A 19,316-nucleotide genomic window follows, 5' to 3' on the forward strand; every position below is an offset into this window, starting at 1 on the left:
GGGGAGGGAGGTTGTCCCGGATCGATCTGGCGGCACGAGGCGCTGCGCCCTTGACTTCAGGGAGCCAGGCTGGCTTGTTGCGCCATGTTGAAGGTTCCTTCGCGGCCTGCCGGCCAAAGGGGATTAAAAGGGAACACGGTGCGACGTACCCATCAGGGCGCAAAACCGTGGCTGCCCCCGCAACTGTAAGCGGTGAGTTCTGCTGGAATCGCCACTGATCCCAAGGGATCGGGAAGGCCCAGACAGCGCATAGACCCGTGAGCCAGGAGACCTGCCATCAACTTGTCTTCAACCCGGCCGGGGTGTGCCGCGGAGAACGATGATGGCGCATGACGACTTCACTGCTGGTCTATGCCTGATGGGTTCGCCTGGTCTGCCCCGCCTGTTAGCAGGGGGTTCCAGTGGGACAGGCGCGTCCATGCCACCACGATAGTTGCATCAGACAGCTTGGCCGATCGGCACAGCGCCAGCCTGTGGCCCAGATTTCACGTTGCAGATCAAAGATACGTAATGTAATAACATCACATTCGACGCGGCATTCGCGACGCGTGCTCAATCGTCTGCGGAGCCTGGCATGATCGCACTGCAACCTGCCGTCCCTGCGCGGCCCGCCGGCCTCAATGTGGACCAGCTGAGCTGGGGCCCGAGCCCGCAGCGGGCCATCATTTCGGGACTGCATTTTTCCGTGCAGCCGGGGCAGATGCTGGCCGTGGTCGGCCCCAATGGCGCGGGCAAATCCAGCCTTCTGCGCTGTCTTTACCGCTACCACCGGCCCACCGCAGGAATGGTGCGGCTTGACGGCGAGGACCTCTGGGCGCTCCGGCCCAAGGCTGTGGCGCGGCGGATCGCCACCGTGCTGCAGGAGCCGGCCAGTGACTTCGGGCTGACCGTGGCCGAAATCGTCGCCCTGGGGCTGGCGCCGCATCAGGGCCCTTTTGCCAGCGCCGATGAACAGCCGGTGCTTGAGGCGCTGGCTCTGCTCGATCTGACATCCCTGGCGCCGCGCAACTTTGCCAGCCTGTCGGGCGGCGAGAAGCAGCGCGTGCTGATCGCCCGCGCGCTGGTGCAAAAGCCCGACCTGCTGATCCTGGATGAACCGACCAACCACCTCGATATCCGCCACCAGCTCGAAGTGCTGGCCCTGCTGGCTGCCCTGCCGGCCACGGTCGTGGTGTCGCTGCACGATCTGGCCCTGGCATCCGCCCATGCGGATCAGGTTCTGGTGCTCGACCAGGGTCAGCAGGTCGATATCGGCCGTCCGCTGGACGTGCTGACCCCAGCGGCGATCGACAGGACCTTTGGGGTATCCACTACCATCGACAGTCATCCCGCCACCGGCCGTCCTCGCTTTTCTTTTCACCTTCCCCTCAAAGCCTAAGGAGCTTCTACGTGCGTTTCGTTCACACAATGCTGGCCACCGGCCTGCTCGTCGCCTCGGCGTCGGCAGCCCAAGCCTTTCCGGTCACCGTCAAGAGTTGCGACCGCGAGGTCACCTTCGCGGCGCCGCCGCAGCGCGCCGTCTCCAATGACGTCAACCTCACCGAAATGATGCTGGCGCTCGGCCTGAGCGACCGCATGGTGGGCTATACCGGCGTGTCGGCATGGAAGACGCTCGACGAAACCCTGCGCCAGGGCGTCGAGCAACTGCCCGAGCTGTCGCCCGACTATCCAACCAAGGAAGTGCTGCTCGGCGCTGATGCCGATTTCTACTTTGCCGGCTGGAACTACGGCATGACGGTGGGTGGCGAGGTAACGCCGCAGACACTCGCCGCCTTCGACATCGCCGTCTACGAGCTCACCGAGAGCTGCATCCACATCATGGCCAAATCCAAGGCCTCGATGGACGATATGTATGTCGATCTGCTCAATCTGGGCCGCATCTTTGGCGTCGAGGACCGCGCCCGTGCCCTGGTGGACGGCTACAGGCAGGAACTGGAGGCCTTCGCCGCCGCGCGTCCGGCGACCGCGGCGGCCCCGTCCGTCTTCGTCTATGACTCGGGGGAGGACATGCCCTTTACCGCCGGTCGCTATGCCATTCCCACGGCGCTGATCGAGGCAGCCGGCGGCCGCAATATCATGGACGATGTCGAGACCAGTTGGGTCGCGGTGGGCTGGGAGCCGGTCATCGAGCGCAATCCGGAGGTGATCGTGATCGTCAATTATGGGGATGTGACAGCCGAGCAGAAGATTGCCTTCATGCAGAACAATCCTGCCTTCTCAGCCATTCCCGCGGTGCAGAACGATCGCTTCGTCGTGCTGGATTATGTCGAGGCGACGCCGGGCCCGCGCAATATCGCGGCCATCAAGCGGCTGTCCGCCGCCTTCTTTCCTTGCTGACCAGGGTGGCCGGCCCCCTGGGGTCGGCCTTTTTCCGAAGGCGACAGACTTTGAGCCACCACAATCTCGTTGCCGGTCCCCGGCATGCCATCCTGCATCACCTTCCCCTGCTGACAGCAGGGCTGGCCATTGTCCTGGTTCTGGTAATGGTGGCCGGCGTCAGCGTCGGCGCCATTGCCATTCCGCTCGATACCGTCTGGGGCGTCATCGCCAGCCACCTGGCGCCCGGCAGTATGGATCCGACCTGGTCGGCCGGGCGGGACAATATCGTCTGGGAGGTGCGCTTGCCGCGCGTGGTGCTGGGCGCCACTGTCGGGGCCAGCCTGGCTCTGGTCGGCGCGGCTTTGCAGGCGGTGACGCGCAACCAGCTGGCCGATCCGCATCTGCTGGGCATTTCCTCGGGCGCCGCGCTCGGCGCCATCGTCGTGCTGCTGCATACCGGCATGTTTCTTGGCCTGGTGACCGTGCCGCTCTTCGCCTTTGCCGGCGCGCTGGCGACGACCGCCCTGGTGGTCGGTGTGGCCAGCTTTACCGGTGCCACCAATGCCAGTCGCCTTGTCCTCACCGGTGTAGCGATTTCCTTTGTCGTGACCTCGCTGGGGAGCCTCGCCATCTTCCTGGGCGATCCGCGCGCTGCCCATACGGTGATCTTCTGGATGCTGGGCGGGCTTGGCCTGGCGCAATGGGCGCAGCTGCCCTATCCGCTGGCGGCCCTGGCGCTGTGCGGCGCCTATCTGGTGGTCAATGCCCGCAACCTCAATGCCATGACGCTGGGGGATGAATCGGCGACCACGTTGGGGCTGCCCGCGGGCCGCTTCCGCATGGTGGTCTTTATCGTCTGCGCGCTGCTGACCGGCGCCGCCGTGGCCTTTTCCGGCGTCATTTCCTTTGTCGGGCTGATGATCCCGCATCTGGTGCGGCTGGTCGTGGGCGGGGACTATCGCCGCGTACTGCCGCTCTCGGCGCTGAGCGGCGCCATCTTCCTCGTCCTCGCCGACATGCTGGCCCGCATCGTCATTCCGCCCCAGGATGTGCCGCTGGGCATCATCACGGGCATCGTGGGCGGCATCTTCTTCCTGGCCCTGATGAAGCGCAACACCATGCCGGCGCAATAGGCAGCGTCGCTATTGTTCCGCCACGACGCTGCCGCCATCGGCCAGGGTATCGCCGGGATGCATGATCACCGTCTCGCCTACGGCAAGGCCGTCTTTGACCTCGGCGCTTTCGCCATTGCGCTGGCCCAGGCTCAAGGTCCGCAGCCGCGCCGTGCCGTCCTCGATGACAAAAACCGACCAGTCAGCATCGGTGCGGAACAGCGCGCCGAGGGGCACCAGAACCACCTCTGCAGCCTCCCAGACCACGATCTGCGCGGTGACGCGGTAACCATGGCCGAGCCCGGTGCGGGTCTCGGGGCCATCGAGCAGGCGCAGCGTCACGCGCGTCCGCTGCTCATCGATACCCAGGGCACTGACCCTTGTGGTGGCGATCGGATCGATCTGGTCCACTTCCGCGCGAAACGGGGCACCGCCCCAATCCACAATACTGGCCCGGGCGCCCCGGACGATGCGCACGGCATCGCTGGAGAGCACGTCCACCTGGATTTCCAGCAGGTCGGGGTCGCCGATATCCATCAGCGGCGCAGCGGCCTGCAGCACCTGTTCACTTTCAGAGAAGACGGCGAGCACCCGCCCGGTGACCGGCGCCATGACATTGACGCAGCAGGGACCGGCCGTGGGCGCGTCGCCCTGGATTAGTGCGGCCTGCGCACTTTGCAACTGCTGCCGGTGCATCTGCAGTGTCGCCTCGGCCGCGTCCATGGACTGCTGTGCGGTCTCGGCGGCGAGCCGCGCCCGCTGCAGCGCCTGCGTCGACACCAGACCGCGCTCCGAGAGCAAGATCGACCGTTCGAGGTCCTCTTGCGCGAAAGTGTCGGTGGCCCTGGCCTGGGCCAGGCCGGCTTCGGCCATGGTGACACCGGCGGCGGCAGCCTGAACAGCCGCTTCGGCAATGCGACGCGTCCGCTCGTCAAGAAGGCCTGGAGCGACCGGCTCCATGCTGGCCAGCGTCTGCCCCTGCGTCACGGCATCGCCGACATGCAGGCCAATGCGTTTCAGGCGACCCAGTATGGGTGCAGAAACATGGAATACCTCGCTGATGCGGCTGGTGCCATCTTCATCGACGGTGACCACCAGGCTGCCGGTGGCGATGCTGGCCGTCTCGACGCTGATGGGACGCGGCCACAGGGCCCAGGCCGCGGCGGCGACCAGCGAGAGGATTATGCACAGAGTCAGAAGGCGGCTCCACATTTGGCTACTCCCTGGTTTTGAGAACGGCGATCAGGTCAAGGCGGTCAATCCGGCGACGGACCACCAGGCCCGACACGAGCGCCGCCGCGGCGACCGCCAGGCTGGCGGTGGCAAAGCCGTCGGGGCCGATAATCAGCGGCATGCTGAACAGTTCGCTGGCAAAGCCCTCGACCATGCCGCGGGCGATCAGCAGGCCGAGCAGCCAGCCCGGCGGTTGAGCGAGCAGCACGAGGATGGCTATCTCGGTCAGCAACAAGGACGAGACCTCGCTGCGGGTGAAGCCGAGCACGCGCAGGCTAGCCATTTCGCGTCCCTGTTCGGACAGCGATATCCGGGCGAAATTGTAGACCACGCCAAAGGCGATGAGGCTGGCCAGGCCGACCAGGACGGCGATCATGACATACATGTTCTGCGCCATGGTGGCGCGAAACTGCTTGAGCGCGGCGGCCTGCAGGGCGATATGGCCGAGCGATGGTGAGCGCTTGAGCGCGGCAAAGAGCTCGGCCTGGTGCAGCGTGTCGATAGTGATGTTGACGCCGGAAATGCGGTTGCCCTCGCCCATCAGCGCCTGCAGGGCGGCCATGTCCATATAGGCGCCGAGGCCGAGATAGCTTTCCACAACGGCCGCCACCTGCAGCTGGAATCGCTGCCGCTCGCCCTCGAGCAGGCGGATGTCGACGCTGTCGCCCGGGCCGACGCCCAGGATCCTGGCCAGGGACTGCGTCAGCAGCACGCCCTGTGGCGGCATCGGCACCGGCTGCAGATCGGCATCGAGCATGCGGGTCATGGAACCGTTGGCGGGTCGCCCCATCAGGGCTATCTGGCGCGTCACCTGGGCATGACCGATTTCGACGCCCACGGCACGGAAGGGCTCGGCTCCCAGCACACCGGGAAGGCGGGCGATCTCGGCCGTGGCGGCGAGGGGCTTGCTGGTGGCAAAATTGACGATGGCGTCCTGCCGCTCGGTGCGGTTGAACGAATAGTCGATCATGAACTCGACGCCGCCCACCGACCAGAGCGAGCCGACAAGCACGGCGACCGAGAGGGCAATGCCGACGATGCCACCGGCCGATCGCCAGGGTCGGTGCAGCAAGTGCCGCGTGACCATGACCCCGGTCTGGTGCAGGGGCAGGGCGAAACGCCGCCGGCCGCTGTGCCGCCGATAGGTCGGCGGTGGCGGCGGCGACATTGCCACCGCGGGGGGAAGCACGGCGGCAGCCCGCACGGCGCGGATAGCGCCGGCCACCGCGGCTGCCAGCGTGATGCCGCCCGAAATGGCATAAAGGCTGGGTTCACGGCTGAAGACCAGGACGGGAAAGCTGTAGAACCGCGTGTACATTTCGGTGAGGCCGTTGCCGGCCCAGATCCCGAAACCGGTGCCGATGATGATGCCGATAATGGCGATCAGCAGTACGAATTCCACATAGTGCCAGGCGATGGCCCGGCCGGAATAGCCAATGGCCTTGAGCAGGCCGATCTGCTCGCGCTCAAGCGCGATCAGGCGCGTCAGCGTCATGTTGACGAGAAAGGCCGCCACCAGCAGGAAAACCGGCGGCAATACCTCGCTCATCGAGCGCAACTGTTGCAGTTCGGCGTCCAGATAGGCATGGGAGGTCAGCTGGTCGCGGCCATGGGCGCCCTGCGCGCCATAGGGATCGAGCAGTTGATAGAGCCCGGTGATCACCGCCTCCTCGGAAGTGCCGGGCGCGAGCTGGACCGAGACGGCATTGAAGGCGCCGCCCAGGTCATAGGCCGCCGCCAGCGTCCGCTCGGGCACCCAGAGGATGCCGAAGCGCCCGCTATTGGGCGTCATCTCGCCGGGGGCGATGGCATAGAGATAGTCGGGTGCCAGGGCGATGCCGGTGATCGTCACCTCGCGCCGGGCGCCATTGACGACGACGCCAAACCGGGAGCCTTCGCGAAAGCCATGCGCCTGGGCAAAGATCTCGCTGACCACAGCCTCCATATGGTTGGCGGCTTCGGGCAGCCGCCCGCTGCGCAGATAGAGGCGGTTGAGCGTTCCTGCCTGTTGCGGGGGCAGCGAGATCAGGCGCACGGAGGCGGGTTGCTCCAGCCCCTCGATATCGGCCAGCGCCACCTTGGCGATGCGGCCGTCGACAGCCAGGACCCCGTCCATGGCACCGATCTTTGTCAGCATCGAGCGGGGCGCCCGGGTGACGGTGGCAAAGACATTGGCGAGGTGATGGCTCTGGTAATAGGCCTCGCGCGTGCGCTCCAGCGACTGATAGGTGCCGATGCCGATCAGCAGGGTTGCGACCCCGGCGGCCATGACCAGGGCGATGGCGAGCACCTGTGCCCACAGGCGCACGAGCTCGCGCAGCAGCTTGCGGTGCAGGGCATGCAGGCCGCTCACCAGCGCACCGAGGCGGCTGGCTGGCGCTCGGCATTGGTGTCGATGGCGGCGATCCGGCCGTCGGCAAAACTGACGACGCGATGGGCAATGGTGCGGATGGCCGCGTTATGGGTAATCACCAGGGTAGTGGTCCCCAGCTCGGCATTAATCCGGGTGAGGGCTTCCAGCACGACAATGCCGGTCTTGGAATCCAGCGCGCCGGTCGGCTCGTCGCAGAGCAGGATGTCGGGTCGCTTGGCGATGGCGCGGGCAATGGCGACGCGCTGCTGTTCGCCCCCGGAGAGTTGAGCCGGAAAGTGGTCCATCCGGTCGGCCATGTCCACCATGGCCAGCGCTGCTTCGGGCGCCATCGGATGGGCGGCGATTTCGGTGACCAGCTGCACGTTTTCCCGGGCCGTCAGGCTGGGCACCAGGTTGTAGAACTGGAACACGAAGCCGACATGGCGGCGGCGATAGCGGGTCAGACCGGTATCGTCGGCGCCGGTGATCTGCCAGTCGCGGAACCAGGCCTGGCCTGACGTGGCGGTGTCGAGACCGCCGATGAGATTGAGAAAGGTCGATTTGCCCGATCCCGAGGGCCCCAGGATGACGACGAATTCCCCGCTGGCGGCAACGAAATCGACCCCGTCCAAAGCGACGACCTGAGCGTCCCCGGCCGCATAGGCCTTGGTGAGCTGGCTGACCCGGAGTAGGTCCGAACGGGGGGGCGAGGCGCTGTCCATGACAAAAATCTAGCAGGATGCCATGGTCGCGCGTTGATTTCGGTCAAGTCGCGCAGTGCGTCGTGCTGGAGCCAACCGGACTATGTCTGTCGCAAGGCGGTTCCGAGAGGCAGGAAGGCCTTGTGCGCTCCACTCTGGCACAGGTCATGGCGACCAGGGCATCTCGTCATTGGCCTGTCATCCACCGTCGCTAGGGTCCAACTCATCCGAATGAGTGAAGCGGGCCTTTATGCACAGTCGAGGGCAGACGTGGGAAACCACGCGGGACAAGATCAGCGAAGAAATCGCGGCGGGCCACCTGCCGCCGGACAGCCGGCTGCCGTCGGAGCCGGAGCTGTGCGTTCTTTATAACACCCGGCGGCATTCGCTGCGACGGGCGCTGGCGGCGCTGGTGGGGGAGGGCAAGCTGCGCGTCGAGCACGGCCGCGGCACCTTTGTCGAGCGGGCGTCGATGATCAACTACGTCATCGGGCCGCGCACCCGCTTCCGCGAGAACCTGCTGGCCCAGGGGCTAACCGCCTCCGGCCAGGCGATTTCGGAAATGCAGATTCCGGCGAGTGCCCGCGTTGCCGCTGCGCTGGGACTGGTCCCCGGGGCGCTGGTGACCGCCCGATCCTGGCGCGGCTTCGCCAACGACCTGCCGATCAGCCTGGGCTGGTCCTATCACGATGTTGCCCGCTTCCCCGATATTGCCGAGCGCCGCAAGGCAAACCCCTCGATCACCGCCATCTACAAGACCTATGGCATCGAGGATTATCGTCGACAGAGCACGACGATCTTTACCCGCCTTGCCAACCCGCACGAGACTTCCCTGCTCATGATGCGGCCGGGCCAGTCGGTGCTGATCGTGCAGAAGGTCGACGTCGACCTCGCAGGCAACCCGATCGGCTTCTCCGAGGCGGCCTGGGCCGGCGATCGCGTGCAGTTCACCTTCGAGAACGCCCCCACGGGCGAAGTGGTCAGCGAAAGGACCGATGATGTTCAATGAAGCCAGCGGCCCCGGGCCGGAACGGGCCGGCCATGCCGAGGCCCTGGGCGTTCTGGCGCGGGCGCGTCCCGCGCCGCTCAAGGCCCTGGCCGAAACCCTGCTGGAACCGATGGGCGATATCACCGTCATCGCCAACCGTACCGGGCTGGTCATGGTGCCGATGCGCGACACCGTGGAAAATGTCGATTTTCACCTCGGCGAGGTGCTGGTGAGCGAGGCCCATATCGTCGATGCCGCCGGCCGCCTGGGCTACGGCATGATCACCGGCCGCGACCTCGAGCGCGCCATGGCCATGGCGGTGGTCGACCTAGCGCTCGCTGCGGATCCCGAGGCCGCCGCGATCCGCCGCTTTATCGACAGCGAACACCAGCACCAGGCTGCGCTCGACGCGGCGCTGATGCGCCGGGTCGAGGCGACCCGCGTCGAGATGGAGACATTCTGATGCTAACCGTAGCCCCGCCCGATGCCGTTGAGGCGCGCGACAATGCCACCTTCGAAGCGCTGATGTGGTCGATGGCCCGTCCCGGCGAGAGTCGCGAACTGCCCGAGGCCGGCCTTGCCGGCATCGTCGATGCCCTGATCGATCGCGAATGCGTGGCCTATGCCGACAATGCAGCATTGACCCGGAAGATCGCCGCAACCGGTGCCCTTGCCGGTGAGCTGCACCAGGCCGACCACGTGTTCCTCGACAGCCTTGATGCCGCCGCCGATGCCCTCGCTGCCATTCGCTGCGGCAACGCGCTCTATCCCGATGAAGGCGCGACGCTGGTGGCCCAGGTCAGCCATGGCCAAGGCCAGCGCCTGCGCCTGACAGGCCCTGGCATTGACGGCTCCCGTGAACTTGCACTTGCCTTGCCTTCAGCCTTCTGGGCCCTGCGCCAGCAGCTTTGCGCCTATCCGGAGGGGTTTGAACTCCTTCTGGTCGATGGCCGTTCGGTCATCGGCATTCCCCGCTCCACCCAGATCGAGGTGCTCTGAATGGCCTATGTCGCAACCCGCGGTGGCGAAAAGGCCATCGAACAGGCCGAACGCCTGTTCCGCCAGGACCTTGGTACCATCGACATCGCCCGCGTCGCGGCCATTCGCCAGTCCATGCCCTATCTCATTGATCGGGTCATGGGCGAAGCCTCGCTCTATGACGAAGACATGGCGGCGCTGGCGCTGGCCCAGACCGGCGGCGAACTCTCCGAAGCCGTGCTGGTGCTGCGCGCCTGGCGCACGACGCAGCCGCGCCTGGCAGTCGCCGCCCCCCTGCGGCAGGAACATCTGCTGACGCAGCGCCGCATCTCGGCCGCGTTCAAGGATATTCCGGGCGGACAGATCCTCGGGCCGACGCTGGACTATTCTCACCGCGTGCTGGCCACCGACGTCTTCGAAGGCATCCCCTACCACCCGCCAGCGGTTGACGCGGCAGCGCGGCCCGCGCCGATGCGGCAGCCGTCGCTGGCCGACTGGCAGCGCCAGCAGGGCCTGGTGGCGCCGGCCACCGAGCCGCAGGTGGCACGCGATGACATTCCTGACCTCACGCGGGAGCCGCTGCTGTTTCCCGCCTCGCGGGCGCATCGGCTGCAGAGCCTGGCCCGGGCCGAAACCGGGGGTGTGCTGGCGCTCGGCTATGCTGCCATGCGCGGCTATGGCAATGCCCATCCCACGGTCAATGAGTTGCGGCTGGCCGAAGCCGAGGTGGTGGTGCGCCATCCCTGTGGCACGGAATTTTCGGCGGGCCGCGTGCGCGTCTGCCAGGCCGAGGTCACATCCAAGGAAAAGGGTGGTTTTCTCGAACTGGGTTTTGCCGCCAGCTTCGGCTGGAACGAGGTCAAGGTGATCGCCGCGGCGACACTCGATCTCAACTCGGCTGAGGCGCCGTTGGGCTCGCCCATGCACGAGGAATTCTACCTCTACCATACCGAAAGCGTCGAAGCCTCGGGCTTCTGCATCCACTTCAAGCTGCCCCATTACGTGACCTTCCAGTCGGTGCTGGATGCCATGCGTGACGCCAAGGCAAAGGCTGCCGCGGCTGACGCCCATGACGACGATGACGCCTTGGCCCAAGCACGCCAGACGGAGCCCGCAGAATGACCCTTGCTTCCCTCACCAAGCCCTGGGCCGCCACCAGCTATGGTTTTCTCGACGCCTCGGCCAAGCGCGAGCTGCGCCGCAAGATGCTCAAGGCCATCGCCGTGCCCGGCTGCCAGATGCCCTATGCCAGCCGCGAAGTGCCCATGGCGCGCGGCTGGGGCACGGGGGGGCTGCAGGTCACGCTGACCCTGGTCAATCCGCAATCGACCATCAAAGTTATCGACCAGGGCGCCGATGACGGCGTCAATGCCGCCTCGATCCGCCGCTTCATCAGCCGTGTTTCGGGCGCGGCGGAAACCTGGGATACGCTGGAAGCCTCGATCATCCAGTCGCGTCACCGCGTGCCGGAAGAGACCCTGGCTGCCGATCAGATCCTGGTGCTGCAGGTGCCCAATCCCGAGCCGCTGCGCGGGGTAGAGCCCAATATGTCGATCGCCCGGCAGATGCATGCCGATGCCGATTATGGCCGGCTCTGGCTGACGCTCTATGAGCAGATGGTGCGCAAGGGCCGTATCATGCAGGGCGCCGCCTATCCGAGCCTGGTCAATGGCCGCCACGTGATGACGCCCTCGCCGATCCCGCGCTGGGACGTTCCCAAGCTCAATATGGCGCAGCACCTTACCTTCCTGTCGGCTGGCCGGGAAAAACGCCTGCATGCCGTGCCGCCCTTCACGCGAGTGGAGCCCCTAGTGTTTTCCGACCGGCCCTATCGCGTCGAGGATCACGCCGAGCTGGTGTGCCGCCGCTCGGGCGTCGCCGGCTATTTCATGAACGAGATCCCGCAGGACCAGGGCGGCTCGGTGTTCGAGATTTCCGACAGCAATCTGGGCATCAAGGCCATTCGCCAGGCAGAAGGCGAAGTGGTGGCGATCGGCACCACCTGGTACCGGAACGGGGAGTATTCGGCATGAGCATCGACATGACTTCGGCGCCGGCCGAACTGCTGCCGCCGCAGCTGATGCAGACAGAGGCGCTGCTGACCATGCGCGGCGTGTCCCGCCGCTATGGCGCGGTGCGCGCGCTGCGCCAGGTCGACGTCAATGTCTATCCGGGCGAGGTACTTGGCATTGTCGGGGAAAGCGGTTCGGGCAAGTCGACCCTGCTGCGCATGATGAACCTCGAGGATACGCCCGATGCCGGCGATTACCGCCTGCGCCTGCCCGGGCGCGACGATGGCAACCTGTTTGCACTGGGGCGCTACGAGCGGCGCATGCTGTGTGCGCACCATATTGGCATCGTCTACCAGAACCCGCATCTGGGCCTGCTGATGCGGCACAGTTCGAGCGGCAATGTCGCCGAACGGTTGCTCATCGCCGGCGAGCGCAGCTTTGAGGTCTTGCGCGGCAAGGCACGGGACGCGCTCGACGCTTCCGAATTCCCGCTGTCGCGCATGGATGCGCGGCCGGCCGAACTGTCGGGCGGCATGCAGCAGCGCGTGCAGCTGGCCAAAGCCATTGCCCTCGAACCGGCGCTGCTGCTGCTGGACGAGCCGACCACGGGGCTCGACGTCAGCGTGCAGGCCCTGGTGCTCGATACGCTCAAGCGCCTGCAGCGCGACCGCCGCATTACCATGGTGCTGGTTAGCCACGATCTGGGTGTCATCCGCACCATGGCGGACCGCGTGCTGGTCATGCGGCATGGCGAGGTGGTGGAGCAGGGCTTGTGCGACCAGGTGTTCCAGGACCCACAGCACCCCTATACCCAGCAACTCGTCCACGCCAAGCTCTAGGGGCCGCCATGACACACGACAACCATCTGCCCCTGCTGCGCGTCGACGGGTTGAGCAAGACCTTCCGCATGTATCATCTCGACAGCATGCTGCATGCCTTCGAGGGGATCAGCTTTGACCTGCATGCGGGCGAGTTCCTGCTGCTCAAGGGTCGCAACGGCGCCGGCAAGTCGACGCTGCTGCGTACGCTGTGGCGCAGCTATCTGCCCGTCGCCGGCCATATCTGGTACCAGTCCAGCCTGGGCACCATCGACCTGGCGCGCGCCGCCGATGTCGACATCGCGTTGTTGCGTCGCCAGGAAATCGGCTTTGTCACGCAGTTCCTCAATGCCCGTCCTCGCGTTGCCGCCCAGGACATTGTCGCCGAACCGCTGCGGCTGGCCGGCTATGCGCCCGATGAGGCCCTGGAGCAGGCGCGGCACTGGCTGGGCGAGTTCGGCGTCCGCCCCGAACTCTGGCGCGCCTATCCCAGCACGTTTTCCGGCGGCGAACAGCAGAAGGTCAACCTGGCCCGCGCGCTGATCCTGCCGCAGCGCCTGCTGCTGCTCGACGAGCCAACCGCTTCGCTCGATGTCGGTGCCCGGGCCGCGCTGGTGCGGCGTCTCGCCGACCTCAAGGCCGCCGGCGTGGCCATTGTCGGGGTATTTCACCATCCGGGCGATGTCGCCGACCTCATCGATCGCGAGATCGATCTGGTCACCCATCCTGTTTCTTTTCCGCGCGAGTTGACCCATGTGGCTGTCTGATTTCCGCATTGTCCTGGCCGACCGCGTCATCGACCACGGCGCCTTGCGCGTCGAGGATGGCCTGATCGTCGAGGTCCGCCAGACCCCGGTCGAGCAGGCCGATATCGACGGGCAGGGCCTGCTGCTGATGCCCGGCATGATCGACATGCATGGCGACATGATCGAACGCGAGATCGAGCCGCGCCCCAATGTCCGGATGCCGATGGAAATGGGCCTGCGCGACCTTGACCGCAAGCTGGCCAATTCGGGCATCACCACCGCCTATGCGGCAGTATCGTTTAGCCCCGGATCGACCTATGGCCACATGCGCTCCTATGATTTCACCAGCGAAATGATCCGGGCGCTGCGCGCGCACCAGGCCGAGCTGCTGGTCGACCACCGCGTGCATGCCCGCTTCGAGGTGACGTTTCCGGCAGCCCTGTCGGTGGTCAAGGAACTGATCGCCGAAGGCGCGGTGGATCTGATCTCGCTGTGCGACCATACGCCGGGGCAGGGCCAGTATCGCGATCTGGCGCTGCAGGCGGCCAATCTGGCCAAGTCCAAGGGCATTACCCTCGAGCAGGCGCGGGCAAATCTCGACCAGCGTATCCGCGACCGGAAGGAAACAGCGGGCGACCTGAGCGCCACGCTGCGCGCCATTGCCCAATATTGCGCGCTCCATGGCGTGCCACTGGCCAGCCATGACGACGACACGGTGGAAAAGGTGGTGCAGATGCAGGCGCTGGGTGCCCATATCAGCGAGTTCCCGGTGACGCTCGAGGCGGCACGCGAAGCCCATAGCCGCGGTATGCTCAATGCCATGGGCGCCCCCAATGCGCTGCGTGGCATCTCCTATTCGGGCAATCTGTCGGCCCGCGAGGCCCATGCCCATGGCCTGCTCGATTTGCTGGCTGCCGACTACCACCCGTCCGCCATGCTGCCTGCGGTACTGGTGCTGGGCAAGACCGATCCAGATGGCCTCGCCGGCGCCACCCGGCTGGCGACACGCAATCCGGCGAGCGTCCTGGGGCTTGAGGATCGCGGCGAAATCGCCCTGGGCCTGCGCGCCGATCTCATCATCGCCGACGATACCGGGGTGGGGCATGTGCGCACCACCATCTGCAGGGGCGCCGTGGCCTATTCCGACGGCAGCATGGTCCCGATCCGTCACCGTGGTGTCATTCGAATGAGTTAACGGTGTCATGCAAGCCGGTTAGCTTCAACACAAGCCTGACGACCCGACGACCTCGAAAAAAGGTAGTGACATGCTTGAACTGAGGAAGATCACCAAGACATTCGGCCAGACCATTGCGGTCAACAATGTCTCCCTGAGCTTTCCGGCTGGCCAGATGGTCGGCATCATTGGCCGGTCTGGGGCGGGCAAGTCCACGCTGCTCCGCCTGATCAACCGCCTCGCCAGTACGGGCCAGGGCGATATCGTGTTCGACAACATCCATATCGGCAAGCTGACCGGCCGCGAATTGCGGGCCTGGCGTTCGCGCTGCACCATGATTTTCCAGCAGTTCAACCTGGTGAACCGGCTCGACGTGCTCACCAATGTACTGATTGGCCGGATTGGTACCGCGGCCACGCTGCCGATCATGTTCAAGCATTTCTCGACCCAGGATCGCGCTGCCGCGGCCATGGCGCTCGATCGCCTCGATCTGCTGCCGCAGGCGCTGCAGCGCGCCGACACCCTGTCGGGTGGCCAGCAGCAGCGTGTGGCCATTGCCCGGGCACTGATCCAGAATCCCTCGATGATCCTGGCCGATGAGCCCATCGCCTCGCTCGACCCGCGCAATGCACGACTGGTGATGGATGCGCTGCGCACCATCAACCAGCAGGACAAGATCACCGTCATCTGCAATCTGCATACGCTCGACGCCGCCCGGGCCTATTGCGACCGCATTGTCGGCATGGCGCAGGGCAGGGTGGTGTTCGATGGTACACCCGCCCAGCTGACCTCTCGGGTGATCCAGGAAATCTATGGCGGCGACAACGAAGATACCGTGGACGAGAACCTTACCTCGACCATGGCTGCCCACATGACGGCCAAGGCCGACATGCAACGACAAATGGCCGACGTCGAGTAGGCGTCGCCACTCAAACCCTTCAACCGGAGCATTGCTATGTTCACTTACCTGCGCCACGGCCTCGCGGCCGTGCTGATTTCGGCTGCCGTCATGTCGCCCGTCCTGGCTCAGGACTGGCGCGAGCAATATCCCGAACTGACCATCGGCATTTCCTCGGGCGAGAACGAAACCGATGCCATCGCCCGCAACGAGCCCTATGCCGCGTATCTGAGCGAAGCGCTCGGCGTGCCGGTCAAGATCGTGCGCGGCACTGACTACGCGGCCATTGTGGAAGCGATGCGCTCGGAACATGTGCATATCGCCTCGGTCGGCCCGGCCGCCTATGCGCTGGCCCGCAAGATCATGGGTGAGGATGTCGCGCCGGTGGCCGTCACACTCGATAACGAGGGCAATCTTGGATACTATTCGGTGATCGCCGTACGCGCCGACAGCCCCTATCAGTCCCTAGAGGACATCAAGGGCAAGTCGTTTGCCTTCGCCGATCCGAATTCGACGTCCGGCTATGCCGTGCCCTCCTATTACCTGGCCACCGAACTCGATACCTCGGCTGACGAGTACTTCAGTGAAGTGGCCTTCTCGGGCGGGCACGAGCAGAGCGTGATGGCCCTGGTCAACGGCACGTTCGAAGCCGTCGCCACGCACTGGCGCAATGAAGAGGCCGGCAATATCCAGACCATGGAAAGCAAGGGCCTGATCGAAGAGGGGTCGACCCGCATCATCTGGACCTCGCCGGTTATCCCCAATACGCCCGTCATGATCCTGACGACCCTGCCGCAGGAACTGCAGGACGAATTCAAGGCGGCGCTGCTGGCCTTCCCCACCGCAGATCCAGAAGGCTTCGCTGCATACACCCGCGGCACCTCAAGCGGCTATGTCGAGGCCACCCACGAAGACTATCTCGATGTCGTGGCAATTACCGAATTCAACGCCGCCGAACGTCGCCGCACCGCCAACTGACGTTGCCATGGCACGCGAGGATCACCCTCGCGTGCCAATCTGCCATCGCGACGAGGAATGACCCGATGATGTTGCCCGAACCGGCCACCGGCCCACGTCCCACCGACCACAGGCACGACCGCCTCGCCGCCTTTGAAACCCGCTATCACCAGGTCAGGGCTACCCGCCGGCTATGGACCGGTCTCTATGGCGCACTGTTCCTGGCGGCGCTCGTAGCCTCGGTCATGGTCAGCGATTTCAACCTGCCCGGACTGATGGACGGGCTGCCCAAGGCTTGGAACTACATTGCCGGCACCATGCCGACCCTGACGCTGGCCAATTTCGGTGCCGATATGGCCGAGTGGTACTGGGGCCTGCGTTTCTGGCTGCGCCTCTTGGTCGAAACCATTCTGATGGGCTTTGTCGGCACCGTTGCGGGTGGCGCAATTGCCCTGCTGCTGTGCTTTTCCGCCTCGCGCAACCTGGCTCCCAATACCGCCGTCTATATCCTCTCGCGCCGGGTGCTCGAATTCTGCCGCACCGTGCCCGAACTGGTCTTTGCCCTGATCTTTGTCTTTGCCTTCGGCCTCGGTCCCTTTGCCGGCGTGCTGGCGATCGCCGTGCATACCGCCGGCTCGCTGGGCAAGCTGTTTGCCGAGGTCAACGAGAATGTCGATGAGCGGCCGATCGATGGCGTGCGCTCGGCCGGCGGCAACTGGCCCATGGTGATGCGCCTGGCCGTAGTGCCACAGGCCCTGCCCAATTATGCCAGTTATCTGTTGCTGCGCTTCGAGATCAATGTGCGCGGTGCTTCCGCGCTCGGGATTGTCGGGGCAGGGGGCATCGGCCAGGAGCTCTATGTCGCCATCCGGCAGTTCGAATATACCGACATCTCCGCCATCATGCTGCTGCTCATCGCGACGGTGTCGATCATCGATATCGCCTGTGAGTCCATTCGCCACCGGATCATCGGCAACCACTTCATGACGGGGCACTGACCATGCAGACCATTTCCGCTGCCGATATCGCGCGCATCAAGGCCATCAACCCGCAATTGCTGGCCCGTCCGCTGGCCCAGCGCCTGCGCGACTGGAGCCTGTGGCTCGGCATCCTGGCGCTGCTGGGCTATGGCCTGTGGTGGATCGATGCCTCGCCAATGCGGGTCGTCAACGGCCTGTCCAAGCTGGGCATGCTGGTCAGCCTGATGATCCCGCCCTGGCCGGGCGACGGCTTCTGGGACTTTTGCTACGCTATTGCCGAAACCCTCGCCATGGCCTTTCTGGGTACGCTGATCGCCGCCGTCGTGGCGCTGCCGCTCGGCTTTCTGGGCGCCAAGAACGTCGTGCCCAACTGGCTGTTCCACTTCAGCCTGCGCCGCTTCTTCGATGGCTTTCGCGGTATTGACGGCCTCGTCTGGGCGCTGATCTTCGTCTCGGCAGTCGGCCTTGGCCCCTTTGCCGGCGTGCTGGCCATTGCCGTGGGCGACGTCATGATCTTCGGCAAGCTCTTCGCCGAGGCCATCGAGAATGTGGATGACAAGCAGGTTGAGGGCGTGCGGGCCAGCGGCGGCAGCGACAGCCATGCCATGCGGCTGGGCGTCTTCCCGCAGGTCTTTCCGGTGATGCTGAGCCACGTGCTCTATTTCTTTGAATCCAATGTGCGCTCGGCCACCATTCTGGGTATTGTGGGCGCCGGCGGCATCGGGCTGCAGCTGTCGGACCGCATGCGCATCAACAAGTGGGACGAGGCCGCCTTCATCATCCTGATGATCCTGGTCACGGTGGCCGTAATCGACAACATCTCCCGCCGCATCCGGATGAAACTGATCCAGGCGACGCCGCAGGGGTGACCTGTCCTGGCCGAGGCCGGCGGACTGCGCAGGACGGGTGATATCGTATCCGCCACCGGCCGCTTTCGGATTTCCCATGCCGGGGGGCGATCACGCCGATCGCCGGTCTGCGCCGGATGCAGCTCTCGACCCCGTTCCACCCGTTCGGTATGGTCGGGCGAATCCAGTACGCCGCCGCGTCATCGGTGCTAGTCTCGGCCGGTTGACCGCCGTTGAGTGGCGCATGACTCCACTATTTTCAGCACCGGGCAGTCACATTTGTGTCCGCATCTCGACTGAACCTGCGAGGAGGTGACATGCTGTGTCTCATCTCCTGCGCCGCTGGCAGCAGAACCAGCAAGCGATCCCTCGCCCAACGACAAACCCGGTAGAGCAGACATCATGGCCGATATTGAACTCGTTATCCCCGACCTGACCGGCAAGGCCGTGCTCATCACCGGTGCATCCACCGGGATTGGCGCCGCGCTGGCTGCGGCCTTTGCGGCGCAGGGCGCCAAGGTGGGCCTGCACTACAATTCCAGCGTCGACGCTGCGACTGAACTGGCTGCGAAGATTACGCAGGACGGCGGCACCGTTGTGCTGGTCCGGGCCGATGCCAACAAGGCCGCCGAAATGCGCCGGGCCGTCGAGGAATCCGTGGCCGCCTTTGGCCGTCTCGACGGGCTGATCAACAATGCCGGCGGCATGGTGGCCAGAGTGCCCTATGCCGAGATGACCGACGCGCATTACGACGCCGTCATGGATCTCAATGCGCGCTCGGTCCTGGCCGCCAGCGCCGCCGCCATCCCGCATCTCAAAGCCGCCGGCGGTGGCTTCATCATCAACACGACCTCGATCGCGGCCCGCAATGGCGCGAGCAATGGCGCGGGGATCTACGGCTCGTCCAAGGCCTTCGTCGCCAATGTCACGCGCGGCATGGCCAAGGAACTCATCGCTTTCGGCATTCGCGTCAATGCCGTCTCGCCCGGCGTGATCACCACGCCATTCCACGAACGCTATTCGACGCCGGCGCAGATGGATGCGGCTCTGGCCACTATCCCGCAGGGACGCCATGGCCGCCCCGAAGAGTGTGTCGGCGCCTACCTGTTCCTGGCGTCAAACGCCCTGTCGAGCTACATCATTGGCCAGGAGATCCAGGTCAATGGCGGCCAGCTGATGCCCTGAAACGAGTCTTCAAA

19 protein-coding genes and 1 riboswitch are annotated in these 19,316 nt (G+C 65.2%); of the genes, 16 read left to right on the forward strand and 3 right to left on the reverse strand.

Features of this window, described 5'->3' with window-relative positions:
• The first annotated feature begins 74 nt into the window (after nucleotides 1–74).
• Nucleotides 75–293: riboswitch (cobalamin riboswitch) on the forward strand.
• A gap of 281 nt (nucleotides 294–574) precedes the next feature.
• The 3 genes from GDR53_RS16440 (at nucleotide 575) to GDR53_RS16450 (ending at nucleotide 3,452) form a co-directional block, all read left to right on the forward strand.
• Nucleotides 575–1,378, forward strand: a complete 804-nt coding sequence (locus GDR53_RS16440; protein ID WP_193335527.1) for an ABC transporter ATP-binding protein — start codon at nucleotides 575–577, stop codon at nucleotides 1,376–1,378.
• Between the two features lie 29 nt (nucleotides 1,379–1,407).
• A complete protein-coding gene (locus GDR53_RS16445) occupies nucleotides 1,408–2,337 on the forward strand; it encodes an ABC transporter substrate-binding protein (RefSeq protein WP_193338135.1) in 930 nt (309 codons plus the stop codon).
• Nucleotides 2,338–2,483: 146 nt separating this feature from the next.
• The gene (locus GDR53_RS16450) at nucleotides 2,484–3,452 is read left to right on the forward strand and encodes a FecCD family ABC transporter permease (RefSeq protein ID WP_193338136.1); all 969 of its coding nucleotides are present in this window, start codon (nucleotides 2,484–2,486) and stop codon (nucleotides 3,450–3,452) included.
• A gap of 9 nt (nucleotides 3,453–3,461) precedes the next feature.
• On the opposite strand, the gene GDR53_RS16455 is transcribed toward GDR53_RS16450, so the two are convergent.
• The 3 genes from GDR53_RS16455 to GDR53_RS16465 are packed head-to-tail and all read right to left on the reverse strand — an operon-like array spanning nucleotide 3,462 to nucleotide 7,739.
• A complete protein-coding gene (locus tag GDR53_RS16455) occupies nucleotides 3,462–4,643 on the reverse strand; it encodes an efflux RND transporter periplasmic adaptor subunit (protein WP_193335528.1) in 1,182 nt (393 codons plus the stop codon).
• Between the two features lie 4 nt (nucleotides 4,644–4,647).
• The gene (locus GDR53_RS16460) at nucleotides 4,648–7,017 is read right to left on the reverse strand and encodes an ABC transporter permease (protein ID WP_232846649.1); all 2,370 of its coding nucleotides are present in this window, start codon (nucleotides 7,015–7,017) and stop codon (nucleotides 4,648–4,650) included.
• A complete protein-coding gene (locus GDR53_RS16465; protein WP_193335529.1) occupies nucleotides 7,014–7,739 on the reverse strand; it encodes an ABC transporter ATP-binding protein in 726 nt (241 codons plus the stop codon). Before GDR53_RS16465 ends, GDR53_RS16460 begins: the two co-directional genes overlap by 4 nt.
• Before the next feature lie 229 nt (nucleotides 7,740–7,968).
• On the opposite strand from GDR53_RS16465, the gene phnF reads away from it, so the two are divergent.
• The 13 genes from phnF (at nucleotide 7,969) to GDR53_RS16530 (ending at nucleotide 19,302) form a co-directional block, all read left to right on the forward strand.
• Entirely contained in the window at nucleotides 7,969–8,727 is a 759-nt protein-coding gene (phnF, locus tag GDR53_RS16470) for a phosphonate metabolism transcriptional regulator PhnF (protein ID WP_193335530.1), read from the forward strand.
• Entirely contained in the window at nucleotides 8,714–9,169 is a 456-nt protein-coding gene (locus tag GDR53_RS16475) for a phosphonate C-P lyase system protein PhnG (RefSeq protein ID WP_210321348.1), read from the forward strand. The genes phnF and GDR53_RS16475 overlap by 14 nt, the downstream gene beginning before the upstream one ends.
• The gene (gene phnH / locus GDR53_RS16480) at nucleotides 9,169–9,705 is read left to right on the forward strand and encodes a phosphonate C-P lyase system protein PhnH (protein ID WP_193335531.1); all 537 of its coding nucleotides are present in this window, start codon (nucleotides 9,169–9,171) and stop codon (nucleotides 9,703–9,705) included. The genes GDR53_RS16475 and phnH overlap by 1 nt, the downstream gene beginning before the upstream one ends.
• Nucleotides 9,706–10,806, forward strand: coding sequence for a carbon-phosphorus lyase complex subunit PhnI (locus tag GDR53_RS16485; RefSeq protein ID WP_193335532.1), 1,101 nt, complete (start codon nucleotides 9,706–9,708; stop codon nucleotides 10,804–10,806). It begins immediately after the preceding gene.
• Nucleotides 10,803–11,717 (forward strand): alpha-D-ribose 1-methylphosphonate 5-phosphate C-P-lyase PhnJ, encoded by a 915-nt coding sequence (locus GDR53_RS16490; RefSeq protein WP_193335533.1) that lies wholly within the window; start codon nucleotides 10,803–10,805, stop codon nucleotides 11,715–11,717. Before GDR53_RS16485 ends, GDR53_RS16490 begins: the two co-directional genes overlap by 4 nt.
• Complete coding sequence (locus GDR53_RS16495) at nucleotides 11,714–12,535, forward strand: ATP-binding cassette domain-containing protein (RefSeq protein ID WP_210321349.1); 822 nt, start codon at nucleotides 11,714–11,716, stop codon at nucleotides 12,533–12,535. The genes GDR53_RS16490 and GDR53_RS16495 overlap by 4 nt, the downstream gene beginning before the upstream one ends.
• 8 nt (nucleotides 12,536–12,543) lie before the next feature.
• Nucleotides 12,544–13,281, forward strand: a complete 738-nt coding sequence (locus GDR53_RS16500; RefSeq protein ID WP_210321350.1) for a phosphonate C-P lyase system protein PhnL — start codon at nucleotides 12,544–12,546, stop codon at nucleotides 13,279–13,281.
• Complete coding sequence (locus GDR53_RS16505) at nucleotides 13,268–14,455, forward strand: alpha-D-ribose 1-methylphosphonate 5-triphosphate diphosphatase (protein WP_193335534.1); 1,188 nt, start codon at nucleotides 13,268–13,270, stop codon at nucleotides 14,453–14,455. The genes GDR53_RS16500 and GDR53_RS16505 overlap by 14 nt, the downstream gene beginning before the upstream one ends.
• 70 nt (nucleotides 14,456–14,525) lie before the next feature.
• Nucleotides 14,526–15,353, forward strand: coding sequence for a phosphonate ABC transporter ATP-binding protein (phnC, locus tag GDR53_RS16510; RefSeq protein WP_193335535.1), 828 nt, complete (start codon nucleotides 14,526–14,528; stop codon nucleotides 15,351–15,353).
• Between the two features lie 36 nt (nucleotides 15,354–15,389).
• Nucleotides 15,390–16,310, forward strand: a complete 921-nt coding sequence (gene phnD, locus GDR53_RS16515) for a phosphonate ABC transporter substrate-binding protein (RefSeq protein WP_193335536.1) — start codon at nucleotides 15,390–15,392, stop codon at nucleotides 16,308–16,310.
• 65 nt (nucleotides 16,311–16,375) lie between these two features.
• Entirely contained in the window at nucleotides 16,376–17,287 is a 912-nt protein-coding gene (phnE, locus tag GDR53_RS16520) for a phosphonate ABC transporter, permease protein PhnE (RefSeq protein WP_232846650.1), read from the forward strand.
• Nucleotides 17,288–17,289: 2 nt separating this feature from the next.
• The gene (phnE, locus tag GDR53_RS16525; protein ID WP_193335537.1) at nucleotides 17,290–18,138 is read left to right on the forward strand and encodes a phosphonate ABC transporter, permease protein PhnE; all 849 of its coding nucleotides are present in this window, start codon (nucleotides 17,290–17,292) and stop codon (nucleotides 18,136–18,138) included.
• 381 nt (nucleotides 18,139–18,519) lie between these two features.
• Entirely contained in the window at nucleotides 18,520–19,302 is a 783-nt protein-coding gene (locus tag GDR53_RS16530; protein ID WP_193335538.1) for an SDR family NAD(P)-dependent oxidoreductase, read from the forward strand.
• Nucleotides 19,303–19,316 lie beyond the last annotated feature (14 nt).

Origin of the sequence: Devosia beringensis, assembly GCF_014926585.1 — a bacterium.
Taxonomy (GTDB): Bacteria; Pseudomonadota; Alphaproteobacteria; order Rhizobiales; family Devosiaceae; genus Devosia; species Devosia beringensis.